The 13179-nt window shown below is 70.5% G+C and carries 9 protein-coding genes; 5 read left to right on the plus strand and 4 right to left on the minus strand.

The genetic code is table 11. The features are described 5' to 3' along the window. From D455_RS0112365 to D455_RS0112385, 5 genes are all read left to right on the plus strand, one after another. A partial coding sequence (locus tag D455_RS0112365; protein WP_017571039.1) for a hypothetical protein occupies positions 1–1916 on the plus strand: 1916 nt, incomplete at its 5' end. A 196-nt stretch (positions 1917–2112) separates the two neighbouring features. Further along, positions 2113–3858: an NYN domain-containing protein gene (locus D455_RS0112370; protein ID WP_017571040.1), complete on the plus strand. Its 1746-nt coding sequence runs from the start codon at positions 2113–2115 to the stop codon at positions 3856–3858. A 27-nt stretch (positions 3859–3885) separates the two neighbouring features. Beyond that, positions 3886–4458 carry a tetratricopeptide repeat protein gene (locus D455_RS0112375; RefSeq protein WP_017571041.1) on the plus strand — a complete coding sequence of 191 codons (573 nt, stop codon included), beginning with the start codon at positions 3886–3888 and terminating at the stop codon, positions 4456–4458. Positions 4459–5248: 790 nt separating this feature from the next. Then, a complete protein-coding gene (locus D455_RS0112380) occupies positions 5249–7819 on the plus strand; it encodes a ribonucleoside-diphosphate reductase subunit alpha (RefSeq protein ID WP_017571042.1) in 2571 nt (856 codons plus the stop codon). Between the two features lie 152 nt (positions 7820–7971). Then, positions 7972–9054 (plus strand): ribonucleotide-diphosphate reductase subunit beta, encoded by a 1083-nt coding sequence (locus D455_RS0112385; protein ID WP_017571043.1) that lies wholly within the window; start codon positions 7972–7974, stop codon positions 9052–9054. 359 nt (positions 9055–9413) lie between these two features. On the opposite strand, the gene D455_RS0112390 is transcribed toward D455_RS0112385, so the two are convergent. Genes D455_RS0112390 through D455_RS0112405 form a run of 4 tightly spaced genes read right to left on the minus strand, consistent with a single transcriptional unit; the run spans position 9414 to position 13177 of the window. Further along, positions 9414–10061: an RraA family protein gene (locus D455_RS0112390; RefSeq protein WP_017571044.1), complete on the minus strand. Its 648-nt coding sequence runs from the start codon at positions 10059–10061 to the stop codon at positions 9414–9416. Between the two features lie 38 nt (positions 10062–10099). Further along, positions 10100–11485 (minus strand): TRAP transporter large permease, encoded by a 1386-nt coding sequence (locus D455_RS0112395; protein ID WP_017571045.1) that lies wholly within the window; start codon positions 11483–11485, stop codon positions 10100–10102. Continuing rightward, positions 11475–12065: a TRAP transporter small permease subunit gene (locus D455_RS0112400; RefSeq protein ID WP_017571046.1), complete on the minus strand. Its 591-nt coding sequence runs from the start codon at positions 12063–12065 to the stop codon at positions 11475–11477. The genes D455_RS0112395 and D455_RS0112400 overlap by 11 nt, the downstream gene beginning before the upstream one ends. Then, positions 12062–13177 (minus strand): C4-dicarboxylate TRAP transporter substrate-binding protein, encoded by a 1116-nt coding sequence (locus D455_RS0112405; protein WP_026122565.1) that lies wholly within the window; start codon positions 13175–13177, stop codon positions 12062–12064. Before D455_RS0112405 ends, D455_RS0112400 begins: the two co-directional genes overlap by 4 nt. Between the last annotated feature and the right edge of the window lie 2 nt (positions 13178–13179).

Consider the following 13179-nt stretch of genomic DNA (forward strand, 5'->3'; position numbering starts at 1 on the left):
CGGCCGGTACCGCCACGGGTGCCTGGTGGGGGCGGATGTCGCGCGGTCAGCAGCAGGCGGCGGCCGGGGGCACGGCGGCGGCCGGTGTGGCGACCGCGGTCGCCCTGGCCCTGACCAGCGCGCCCCAGCCGCTCTCCGAGGAGCGGCCGCCCCCGGCCGCCGCCCCGTGGGAACCGCCTCCGGTGCCTCCCGACGAGCCCGTTCCGGTTCCTCCGGTGGACGACCCGCCACCACCCGAGGAGGAGCCGGAGCCCTCCGCGTCCCCGGATGCGGTGCCGCCCCCGGACGCGCCGGAGGAGGAACCCGGGGAGGACGCGTCCGATCCCCGGTTCGTGGTGGGGATCGGCCCGGTCGGCTCGCTGCTCCCGGGCAGCGAGGGGATCATGGTCATGGACGTGCGCAACGTCGGTGACCGCGCCGACGAGGACGTCGTCGCAGGCCTCACCCTCCCCCCGGGGGTGGAGATGATCTCCTCCGGGGGAGCCGGGAACGCGGTTCCCATGGCGGTCGGGCACGGCGACTGGAGCTGCTCCGCGGACGGCGGGGGAGGCCGTTGCGTCCACCCGGGGATGGCGTCGGGAGAGACCGGCACCCAGTTCATCGACGTGCGCGTGGCCCCCGACGCCGACATCGGGGTTCCGGCGACGGTGTCGGTGTCCTCCGGCGGTGTGACGGCCGTGGTGACGGGGGAGCGTGGTGTGAGCGCGAGGGGGGCCACGGCCCGCTACGCCACCGCGGGCCGAGTGCGTACCGAGAGTGTCGGCAACTCGCTGATGACCTGTGCCGAACCGGAACCGGGGGATCACTGGCCGTGGTGGGTGTGGCCGTACGCCTCGGGGCCGCAGCTCCCCGAGCCACCGGTTTCCGGAGCACCCGCCCCCGACCCGCGGCTCCCCGAGCCGTCGGACCCGGAACACGAGGTACTCCCGGAAGCCGGTGCGGCCTCTGGGTCGGAAGGGAACGCAGAGGCTCCTGACGGGACCGAGGGGGCGGCGGACAACGATGTGCCCACGGAACCGGAGCGCTCCGAGGAGGAGCCCCGCGCGGACTCCCCGGACCACACCGCCTCCCCGCCCGCCCCGCAGACCTACGGGGACCCCCACGCCGACGGCTCCTGCCCGCGGGCCCGGCTGCGGCGGGGCCCGCGCCTGGACAACGACCACTGGGTGATGGCCCCGCTGGACGCCGACCACGACTCCACCACCACGGCGTCCAGCTCCGCGACCTGGGAGCTTCCCGAGGGAGGGAGGGTGCGCTGGGCCGGGCTCTACTTCTCCGCGGCCGGAACCCCCGACGCCCCCACCGTCCGGGTCAGGGGCCCGGGAATGGCGGCCTACCGGACCGTCACGGCCACCGACACCCGTTCCGCCGCGCTGCCCGGTTATCCCGCCTACCAGGCGTTCGCCGAGGTCACCGAGCTGGTACGGGCACAGGGCGGCGGTGAGTGGTGGGTCGGCGACGCGCCCGCGCGCGAGGGCCCCGGCCTGTACGCGGGCTGGAGTCTTGTGGTCGTGCTGGAGGACCCGGGAGTGGACACCCGAAACCAGGCGATGGTTCTCGACGACACCCGGGTCGTCTTCGGAGGCGACGGGGAGGCGACCTTCGAGGTGTCGGGGCTGCTGCCCGCCGCCGTGCCCGCACAGATCGACGTGGTGGCCTGGGAGGGCGACCCTGACCTGGGCGGGGACCGGGTGACCGTGGACGGGACGCCGGTCGTGCCGGTCGGCGGACACCGGCGTGCGGACAACGCCTTCACCGGTTCGGCGCGCGGAGCCGTGGGGGACCCTCTCACGTTCGGCACCGACGTGGTCCGATTTGACTCGGTGCTCGGCCGGGAAACGGACATCCGAATTCACGCGGAGCAGGACGCCGTGATGGTCGGAGCCGTGGCCTTGACAGCGCCCATGCACGCCTGACGGCCGGGGTTCCGTTCTCCTCTCCCCCTGGGGGTTCGTGCGGGAGGAGAGAGGGGAGCCCTCGAAACCCCACCCGTGGGTAGCAAGTCCATAACTCTGAGTATTCGCGGTGGACACGCAAAGCGAGACAGACTTGGCTAGGCTGTGGCCCGGTCATGGACATGGCCCAGAGACAACAGGGAAGGGGGCGGTGCCAGTGGACCGCTGCGCGTTGTTCGTTGACGCGGGATACCTTCTCGCGGACGGCGCGATGGCCGTGCACGGAACCCGCAACCGGGACTCCGTCTCCTGGGACTACACCGGTCTCGTCCAGTTCCTCAACGAGGTCGCGCGGGACCGCACCGGCCTGCCGCTCCTGCGCTGCTACTGGTACGAGGCCGTCGCCGACGACCGGCGAACCCAGGAACAGGACGGCATCGCCGACATCCCCGGTATCAAGTTCCGAGCCGCGAGGATCAGGCCCGGTCGCCGCGAGGGCGTGGAGAGCTACGTCCAGCGCGACCTCACCACGCTGGCCCGTACCGGCGTCCTGTGCGACGCCGTCCTGGTCAGCGGCGACGAGGACATGGCGTCCGTCGTCGCGGACGTACAGGACATGGGCGTGCGCGTCACGGTCGTGCACGTCTCCGTCGAGGGGAACTGGACCATCTCCCGCGCCCTGCGCAGGGAGTGCGACGACCTCATCGAGATCGGTGCGGGCCACCTGCGCCCACACGTCAACCTGCTCTCCAGCGGCGGGTCCGCCCAGGAGACCGCGGCCAAGACCACCACGCCGTTCGCCAACGGCCGCGCCCGCTCGGCACCCGAGACCCCGCGGCAGCCCGTCGCGGCCCAGCCGGGCGGCGGCCACGTCGAACCGGCCACCCCCTCCCCCGCGGGACTGGAGGCGATGTTCGCCGGAACCGGCGGGCAGCCCGTCCCCCAGGGCAACGCCATGGAGCAGCTGCGCGCCATGCGCCGCTCCCTCGCCCAGCAGCGCGGTGGCGACCACCTCGCCGGGACGGGCGCGGACAACCAGCAGTCCGGCGCGATCGACGCCAACGGCTTTCCCTCCGGCGGGCAGGTCCCGCCGAACGTCGGCGGCAACGGAGCCTATCCCGGGGCCTCGATGACCGGTGGCCACCCGGCGCCGGGCGGCCAGGGCGGTTATCCCGCCACCGGCGGACACCAGTCGATGCGCGGTGCCGAGCAGACGGGCTACGGGCTCCCGACGAGACAGACGCCCCCCGCGCAGCAGCCCATGACGGGTGCGCAGCAGTCCTTCAACGGCGGGACCGGCGCCCAACAGTCCTTCAACGGTGGAACCGGCGCGCAGCAGTCCTTCAACGGTGGAACCGGGGCGCAGCGCTCGTACGCCCAGGAGGGCCAGCCCGGGCACCCGGGACAGGCCGGATCACCGGGGCAACCGGGCCATCCGGGACAGCCCGGGCAACCAGGGCAGGCGCCACCACAGAGAAACGCGCCTCCCCAGGACCCACGGTTCGGCGCGGGGGACAACTCCGGTTACGGGGGTGCGGCCGACGCAAACCCTACCTATGGGACCAGTACGGAAACTGACACCGCGCACCGCGGTGGGGCCGCCTCCCACGGGGGGCTGCCGCCTACTGGTCCCGCACACGACAGCCGGTTCGGTGCCGGCGACTACGGGGAACCGCGTCCCAGTCCTGGATATCCCCAGCAGACGCGCCCCGCCACGCATACCGTTGACGAAGCGGTGCATGTCGCGCACAAAGAAGGGAACGACTTCGCGGAGTCGATCGCCCGCGAGGCGCCCGTCCTGTGGGTCGAGGCCGTCCTCGCCCGCAGGCCCCGGATGCCCTCCGACCTGGAGGCGCGTCTGCTCCAGGGCTCCTCGCTGCCGATCGACTACCTGTTGCGTGACGAGGTCCGTGACGGACTGCGCCAGGGGTTCTGGCAGGCGCTCGAACGAGCCAGGCCCTGAGCTGTGCGTGGGGAGTGCGAGTAGGGGATGGGGACGATGCGGTTGACCCACGTGACGACGGCGGAACTCGACCGTCTGGAATTCCACGCCGTCCGGTCCGGTGAGCACGGACGGGTCGCCGCCCAACTCATGGACCTGGCCAACCGGGTCGACGCCGGAAGTGAGATCTCCCGCGCGGAGCTGTTCGTACGCGCGGGAGAGCAGTGGGAGATCGCCCAGGAGTACGAGCGCGCCTGCTCGGCCTACCAGAGGGCGATCGACGACGGCGGCCCGACGATCATCGACGCGCGCGCCCTCAGCGCCGGAGCGCTGCTGCAACTGGACGAGGTCGGCCAGGCCTACGCCCACCTCGAACGCCTGGAGGGCGAGGAGCCGCCGGGTTTGCAGACCCACATCCACGTCGCCGAGGCGCTGTACGCGCACGACGACCTGGAGGGGGCCGAACGGTGGGCCACGGTCGGCGCGCACCGCTTCCTCGACCTGGACTCATCGCCCTACGTCCACGACCTGCTGATGGAGCTGCTGCGGATCCGGTTCCGCGTCCGCGTCGACCTGGGCCTGGGCGAGGACGCCCTGGACCGGCGGCTCGACGACTGGTGACGCTCCGCCGCGGCCGATCCGCCCGCCTCCGGAGAACCGTCCCCTCCGACCGTTCGGTCCGGAACCGGGCGAGTGAGCTTTCCGACGTTCGTCGCTCCGGGGGAGCGCGACACGCCCGGCCGGTTCCACGGACGGTCACTTCCCGGAACGCCCGGCTGGGGCGGCCGACGGACCGGGTACGCCAGGTTCTGTGAGCCCGTCCGGCCACCGTGTGGAGGCCTTCGGAGCCGGAGGGAGGGACCCTCGGCGGGCGGTTCGGGTACGGGCCGCCCCGGGAACGTCCTAGGCTGTTTCCGGTCGCCCAGGAACCGCTCCGGCGCGGCGGGAACCCCCTGCGCGGACGGGCCCGCGAGGCCTCTCATACCACGTTCTCAGAGTGTGTTCGACAACCATCGAAGAACCTGAGAAATCCGTGACACGCCATCATCTTGCGGTGTTCCAACCCACCATCCCCTAGATGTAGTATCGCTCCCGCTGGTGATTCACCCCTTGGGGTGAGGCGGCGGGAGCCCGGTGCGCGTCCGGGACTGCCCCGCAGCGGTGAGCGGAGAACGAGGCCGTCACAGGTACCGGGAACCCCCGTGGAGACCCCCGGGCGACGGCCCCCGTAACCCGCCATCAGTGCGCACGTGAGCGTGTGCTTACGACGGGGTTTCGAGGGCGAGCCGCCGCGACCCGCCGGTCCGACGACCGTACGCACCCAGTGCGCCGGTCCCTCCGGTGAGTGCCGCGCACCTCGCTTCTCGTCCCCTCCCCGCCGGGACTCTTCTATTGAGGTTGGAGCCGCTGTATGACCCTTGACGTCGAGGCCGTGCCCGCATCCGTTCGGCCCGAGCCGACCAACGACGGCAACCCTCCCGCCGCCGTCGACCGGATCGAGCACGTCGTAGCCGAGGCCTGCGCCCGGCTCACCGGTGTTTCGGCGGAGAAGGTCCTCACCGAGGCCCGGCGCGGCTTCTACCCCGGCATCTCCGACTCCGAGGTGGAGCTGGCCCTGGTCATGGCCGCCCGCAGCTTCGTGGAGATCGACCCGAACTACTCCTACGTGGCCGCCCGCCTGCTGCTGGACACGCTGCGCCGCGAGGCCCTCACCTTCATCAGCGGGGTCCCCGACACCGCCAGCCAGTCCGAGATGGGCGAGCGCTACGCCTCCTACCTCGCCGCCTACGTCGGCCGCGGCATCGACCTCGGCCAGCTCGACCCGGCGCTGGCCAAGTTCGACCTGGCCCGCCTGGGCGCCGCCCTGCGCCCCGAGCGCGACGAGCAGTTCACCTTCCTGGGCATCCAGACCCTCTACGACCGCTACTTCCTGCACAGCGACGAGGTCCGCTACGAGCTGCCGCAGGCGTTCTTCATGCGCGTGGCCATGGGCCTGGCCCTCAACGAGGACGACCGCGAGGCCCGCGCCATCGAGTTCTACGAGCTGCTGTCCTCGTTCGACTTCATGGCCTCCACGCCCACCCTGTTCAACGCGGGCACCGTGCGGGCGCAGCTGTCCTCCTGCTTCCTCACCACCGTCGGAGACGACCTCCACTCCATCTTCCACGGCATCAGCAACAACGCGATGCTGTCCAAGTACTCGGGCGGCCTGGGCAACGACTGGACCCCCGTCCGCGGCCTGGGTTCGCACATCCGCGGCACCAACGGCAAGAGCCAGGGCGTCGTCCCGTTCCTGAAGATCGCCAACGACACCGCCGTCGCGGTCAACCAGGGCGGCAAGCGCAAGGGCGCGGTCTGCGCCTACCTGGAGACCTGGCACATCGACATCGAGGAGTTCCTCGACCTCCGCAAGAACACCGGTGACGAGCGCCGCCGTACCCACGACATGAACACCGCGAACTGGGTTCCGGACCTGTTCATGCAGCGTGTGGAGCAGGGCGGCAGCTGGACCCTGTTCTCCCCGGATGAGGTCCCCGACCTGCACGACAAGTACGGCACCGAGTTCGCCGAGGCCTACACCCACTACGAGGCCGAGGCCGAGGCCGGGCGGATCAGGGTCTCCAAGAAGGTTCCGGCGGTCGACCTGTGGCGGCGCATGCTGACCATGCTGTTCGAGACCGGCCACCCGTGGATCACCTTCAAGGACCCCTCCAACCTCCGCTCGCCGCAGCAGCACGTCGGCGTGGTGCACTCCTCCAACCTGTGCACCGAGATCACGCTGAACACCAACGCCGACGAGGTCGCGGTCTGCAACCTGGGCTCGGTCAACCTGGCCCAGCACGTGGGACCGGACGGTCTGGACGCCGAGCACCTGCGCCGTACCGTCCGCACCGCCGTGCGCATGCTCGACAACGTCATCGACGTGAACTTCTACACCATCCCCGAGGCGCGCCGCGCGAACATGCGCCACCGTCCCGTGGGCCTGGGCCTGATGGGCTTCCAGGACGCCTTGTTCAAGCTGCGCACGCCGTTCGCCTCCGAGGGCGCGGTGACGTTCGCCGACGAGAGCATGGAGCTGATCAGCTACCACGCCATCGAGGCCTCCGTGGAGCTGGCCGCCGAGCGCGGCGCCTACGAGACCTTCGAGGGCTCGCTGTGGAGCAGGGGCGTGCTGCCGATCGACTCGCTGCGCCTGCTGGCCGAGGCCCGCGGCGGCGAACTGGACATGGACCGCGGCGAGACGCTGGACTGGGACTCCCTGCGCGAGCGCGTCAAGGCCACCGGCATGCGCAACTCCAACGTGATGGCCATCGCCCCGACCGCGACCATCGCCAACATCACCGGCGTGAGCCAGTCGATCGAGCCGGTCTACCGCAACCTGTACGTCAAGTCGAACATGTCCGGCGACTTCACCGTGGTCAACCCGTACCTGGTGCGCGACCTCAAGGCGCGCGGGCTGTGGGACGACGACATGGTCTCCGCGCTGAAGATGTACGACGGCAGCCTCGGCGCCATCGACCGGGTTCCGGACGACCTCAAGGCCCTGTACGCCACCGCGTTCGAGGTCGACCCCGAGTGGCTGGTGGACGCCGGTTCGCGCCGCCAGAAGTGGATCGACCAGGCCCAGTCGCTGAACCTGTACATGGCGGCGCCCAGCGGCAGGAAGCTCGACTCCCTGTACCGCAGGGCGTGGCGCTCCGGTCTCAAGACCACCTACTACCTGCGTTCGCAGAGCGCCACCCACGTGGAGAAGAGCACGCTCAAGGGCACCGACGGCCGCCTCAACGCGGTCGCCGCCACCCCGGCGGCCAGCCCCGCCGCGTCGCCCTCTCCGAGCCCCTCGCCGTCCCCGGCGCCGAGCCCGTCCCCGAACCCGAACCCGGCGCCCGCCACCGGCGCCGCGAACGACGAGGACGAGTTCGAGATCGTCGACGGCCAGGCCTGCTCGATCGACGACCCCGAGTGCGAGGCCTGCCAGTAACGGCGCCGCTCCCGGTGGCCGCGCGGGGTGCGCGGCCACCGGCCATCGGGGCGGTGCGCACCGTCCCCTCCCGCCGCGCTCCCGGTCGCGGCGGGGCCGGCCCATCCAGCAACGATTTGTCCGGCGTGCCCGGAGAACGGAAAAAGCCCAGCATGACCGCAGTTTCCGAGAACAGCGCGAGCGCCACCAGCGGCCTCGGTGAGATCGAGCGCGACGCCGAGCGCGTCAACGTCGACGACAAGGCGATGATCAACGCCCGCGCCGACGTCAACCAGCTGCTCCCGCTCAAGTACACGTGGGCGTGGGAGAAGTACCTCGCGGGCTGCAACAACCACTGGATGCCCACCGAGGTCGCCATGCAGGCCGACATCGCGCTGTGGAAGTCCCGGGACGGGCTGACCGAGGACGAGCGCCTCATGCTCAAGCGCAACCTCGGCTTCTTCGCCACCGCCGAGTCCCTGGTGGCCAACAACATCGTGCTGGCCGTGTACCGGCAGCTCACCAACCCCGAGTGCCGCCAGTACCTGCTGCGCCAGGCCTTCGAGGAGGCGGTGCACACCCACACCTTCCAGTACATCTGCGAGAGCCTCGGCCTGGACGAGGGCGAGCTGTTCAACATGTACCGCGAGGTCCCGTCGATCACGGCCAAGGACGCCTGGGCGCTCAAGTACACCCAGAACCTGGAGAACCCCGAGTTCCGTACGGGTACGCCGGAGTCCGACCAGGCCTTCCTGCGCGACCTGGTGGCCTTCTACGTGATCTTCGAGGGCATGTGGTTCTACACCGGCTTCGCGCAGATCCTGTCGCTGGGCCGTCGCAACAAGATGGTCGGTATCGCTGAGCAGTACCAGTACATCCTGCGTGACGAGTCGATCCACCTGAACTTCGGCATCGACGTGATCAACCAGATCAAGATCGAGAACCCGCACCTGTGGAGCGAGGAGTTCCAGGCCGAGGTCCGGCAGATGCTCACCGAGGCCTGTGAGCTGGAGGTGGCCTACGGCCGCGAGACCATGCCGCGCGGGGTGCTCGGCCTCAACGCGGAGCTGTGCGAGAAGTACATGCACTTCGTCACCGACCGCCGCGCCGAGCAGATCGGCCTGGCGCCCATCTTCGGTGAGACGGAGAACCCGTTCCCGTGGATGAGCGAGATGATGGACCTCCAGAAGGAGAAGAACTTCTTCGAGACCCGCGTGATCGAGTACCAGACCGGCGGCGGCCTGGACTGGGACTAGGCGGTGTTCTTGGACCTCCGCTCCGCTTCGGTCCGTGTTCGGGCGCCCGGAGCACGGGGACCCTCGGCGCCTACGACGGGTTCGCCCGTTCCTCACGAACCCGTCTCCGGCCCTCCGGAACCCCGTGGGCGCCCGAACCAACCCCCACAAGCTGAGACCGGTTCAAAGAACAGACCCCAGGTCCGCTGAGGACACCGGGGGCCCGCCCACGCTTCGGCGGGGCGTGGGCGGGCCCCCGGCCCGGACGGAGGCGGTGACCCCCGCGGTGACGGAGAGCCGATGGTCCGATGACCGGTCGCCCTGATCCCGTCCGCTGGTCCCTCCTCCGGCCGGCCCGCACCGGTTCGGCCGGTACCGTCTCAGGGCCGGTACGCGGCCGCCCCGGAGAACTCCGCGAGGGACCCGCCGCCAGAGATCGACTCCCGTGCGGGGATCTCGGCCTCCTCCTTGGACTTCAGCAGCGCCCCGAGGCCCACCGCCTCGTCGGGGGAGAGGAAGGCGGCGCCGTCGGAGTCGGCGAACACGACGTCACCCGGGTGAACGACCGCGCCTCCGACGGTGACCGGCACGTTGATCGCGCCCTCGATCCCGGCGATGCGTGTGGTCAGCGGGCTGTATCCGCGTGAGATCACCGGGAAGTCGTAGGCGAGGGTCTCGTCGTGGTCGTTGACCGACCCGTCGATCACCGCGCCCACGGCGCCCCGGGCCTTGGCCGTGAAGGAGACCAGCCCCCCGAAGCACGAGCGCCGCAGGTCGCCGGACTGGTCCACGACGAGGACGTCGCCGGGACGCAGCATGTCGACCGCCATGTGGACGGCGGTGGAGTCCAGGTGCGGGATCCGCACCGTGACCGCCGTGCCGACGAACCCGAGGGGGCGCCTGTTCGGTCGCAGGCCGAGTGCGAAGCCGTGGTCCCGTAGGTGGCCGAGCGTCGAGACGCACACCTCCCGTAGCTCGGTGACGATCTGGTCGTCGATCTGTTGGGGCATGTCCTTGACGACGAACACGAGTGCTCCTTTCCGGAAGCGGCGTCAGGCGTGGTGGGCTACCGCGCGCTTGAGATGTCGGGGATGTGGGTGACGATGTCGGGCACCAGGATGAGGACCGCCACGACCACGAGGTCGGCGATGACGAACGGCACGATGCCGCGGAAGATGCGTCCCAGCCCGGCTTCCGGGACCGATCCGGAGTACACGAACGCGTTCATCCCGACCGGCGGCGTGATCAGCGCCATCTCGGCGACCTTCACGATGAGCACGCCCAGCCAGATGCCGTCGAAGCCGTATCCCACCAGGATCGGGTGCAGCAGGGGCGCCGCGACGAGGATCATCGAGATCCCGTCGAGGAACATGCCGAGCGGGAGCAACAGCAGCAGGCACAGCACCAGCACGGCGTAGGGAGGCAGGTCAGCGGAGAGGACCGCGTCCACCAGCGCCGTACTCGCTCCGGACAGGGCGAGGAAGTAGGTGAACACCCCGGCACCGACCATGAGGAGGAACGTCATGGCCGTCAGTCCGACGGCCTCGCTGACGGAGTCCTTCACCGCACGCAGCCAGCGGGGCGGCCGGGTACGGACGAGCAGGATGACGAACGCGGACATCGCCCCGAAGGAGGCGGCCTCGGTGGCGGTGGCGACACCGAGGTAGATCGTTCCGATCGACACCATGAAGATGACGGCGAGGAACAGGACCCCGGCGAGGTCCAGTCTGGGCGCGGGGGTGTCCTCGCCTACGGGTGCGGCCCCGTCGGTCGTGGACGGTCCGCCGACCGTCGCCAGGGCCCTCTCCTTCGGTGCGGCCGCGCGGGCTTTCCGCCGCCGGGAGGCCAGGACCATCAGCGTGATGGTGACCGCGTAGAGCAGGACCGTCAGCAGACCGGGGCCGATGCCCGCCAGGAGCAGCTGTCCGATGCTCTCCTCGGTGACGACGCCGTACAGGACGAGCACGATGGACGGCGGAATGAGGACCCCGAGGGTGCCGCCGGCGCAGACGACCCCGGCGGCGAGGCGGATCCCGTGCCCGGCCCTGGTGATCGCGTCGGTGGACACCCGCGCCATGGTGGCCACGGTCGCGACGCTGGATCCGGTGACCGCGGCGAAGAGGCCGGACCCGGACAGCGACGCGAGCGCGGTGCCGCCCGGCAGGCGTCGCAACACCCGTGAGGCGAGGTCGAACCCCGCCTGGGCGAGCTGGGCGTGGACGGCGAACACGCCCATGAGGATGAACAGCGGGATGATCGTCAGGGAGTAGTCGGCCGCCGTGGAGAACGGCTGGTTGGTCGCCGTACTGATCGCGGCGTCGGTCCCGCGCAGGAGGACGATGCCGACCATGCCCGCCGCCATGAGGGAGAGCCCGACGTGGAACCGGATCGCGAGCAGGGCCAGGAAGAGCACGAGGACGGCGACGACGATGAAGAGTGTCTCAGTGGTCATGGGACGACCTCGCCATCTCGTCGGTGTGCGCTGTCGAGGCGGCCCGTTCGGTGGCCGCGTCCACTTCGTCGGCCTCCGGTACGCCACCGGAGCGGAACGCGCGGAACTCCGTGACCGCCTTCCAGACGGCCATGGCGAAGAACAGGAGGAAGGACAGGAAGAGCACGAGCTTGGCGGGCCACGTGGGGAGACGGAGGATGTCGTTGGTCGTCTCCCCCCTGTCGACGGCGCTGAGCAGGACGTCGCCCAGCCCCCAGACGATCAGGACGCCGGTGACCGCCAGCAGAACCGCCCTCACACCCGAGAGGACCGTCCGTGACCGAGGGCCGAGGCGCCCCTCCAGGAGGGTGACCGACACGTGCCTTCCGTCGATCTCGGCGGAGGCCAGCCCGAGGAAGGCGATGGCGACCAGGAGCAGCGTGGAGACGTCCACCGTTCCGAGAATCGACTGGTCCAGCATGTTGCGACTGATCACGTCGGCGACGGTCAGGGTCATCAGGGCGAGCAGCAGCAGCCCGGCGCTGAGGTTGAACGCGGTGGCGACCGTCCTCGCCGGCCGCGGGAAACGGATATGGCTCACTTCTCCGTCCCTTCCATGCAGGCGACGAGCGGGTCGGCGTAGTCGGAGGCCCGGGTCTCCTCCTCGATGATCCGCCGGTAGTCATCGAGCACGGACCGCGCGTCGTAGCCGCGTGCCTCGTGGCGCTCCACCCAGTCCTCGGCGGCGCCGGTCTCGTTCTTCCAGTCGGAGACCTGCTGCTCCGGAAGGGAGGTGAACTCCGCCCCGGCGTCCCTCAGTTCCCGGCAGGCGGTCTCGCCGAGCGCGTCCATCTCCTCCAGGCCGTTGGGGACGCCCCGCTCGGAGGCCTCCAACAGCGCCTGTCGGTACTCCTCGGGCATGGACTGGAAGAGCTCCTCGTTGATGACCACGATCGAGGACGAGTACGACCCGATACCGGGGTCCATGACGTACGGCGTGGTCCGGGACAGGCCGAAGGTGGGCAGGTTCGCCAGGGCCAGGGAGGTGTAGCCGTCCACGACACCGCGACTCATCGACTCGTAGATGTCCGTGGCGGTCATGGCGACCGGGTTGGCGCCCGCGGTGAGCAGGGCCTCCGATGTCAGACCGCCGGAGCGGATACTCCTTCCCCGCAGGTCGGAGAGGTCGTCCGCCTCCTCCTGTAGGCCGATGAGGGCGATGCCGAGCGGGAGCGGGAAGAGGAGGCGGACGCCCTGGCGGTCGAAGTCCTCGCGGTAGGTCGCGTTCTCCTCGTACAGGCGCTCGATCGCGGTCATCTGTACCTCGGGGTTGCTGGTCTCGAACGGCAGCTCGACGGCCGTGAACATCGGCAGGTCGGACGCCGCGTAGATGGATCCGACCTGGGACATGTCGGCTCGCCCGTCCAGCGTGGCCTGGGCCGCCTCGTCCGCGTCCACGAGGCTCTCCGAGTAGTGGAGGCGGACGGTGACGCCGCCGTCGGTGAGTTCCTCGACCTCCTCCGCCCACCGCTGTACCGTGCGCGACTGGTCGGACGTCGGGCTGGAGTACGTCGTGTAGTGCAGGACGTAGGTGTCGTCGCCGCCCACGGTGCCGGTGCACGCGGTCAGCACGGCCAGGGCCGTGCCCGAGGCGGCGACTCCGGCGGTGAGCCCTCGACCACCGGCTCGGGCACGCGATACGAGTGACCTCATGG

The organism is Nocardiopsis halotolerans DSM 44410, from assembly GCF_000341065.1.
Taxonomy (GTDB): Bacteria; Actinomycetota; Actinomycetes; order Streptosporangiales; family Streptosporangiaceae; genus Nocardiopsis; species Nocardiopsis halotolerans.

Excerpts from the sequence above, each read along its gene's own strand:
- D455_RS0112405 (WP_026122565.1), bottom strand. The coding sequence starts at position 13,177 with ATGAGGTCACTCGTATCGCGTGCCCGAGCCGGTGGTCGAGGGCTCACC.
- D455_RS0112380 (WP_017571042.1), top strand. The coding sequence starts at position 5,249 with ATGACCCTTGACGTCGAGGCCGTGCCCGCATCCGTTCGGCCCGAGCCG.
- D455_RS0112385 (WP_017571043.1), top strand. The coding sequence starts at position 7,972 with ATGACCGCAGTTTCCGAGAACAGCGCGAGCGCCACCAGCGGCCTCGGT.
- D455_RS0112395 (WP_017571045.1), bottom strand. The coding sequence starts at position 11,485 with ATGACCACTGAGACACTCTTCATCGTCGTCGCCGTCCTCGTGCTCTTC.
- D455_RS0112375 (WP_017571041.1), top strand. The coding sequence starts at position 3,886 with ATGGGGACGATGCGGTTGACCCACGTGACGACGGCGGAACTCGACCGT.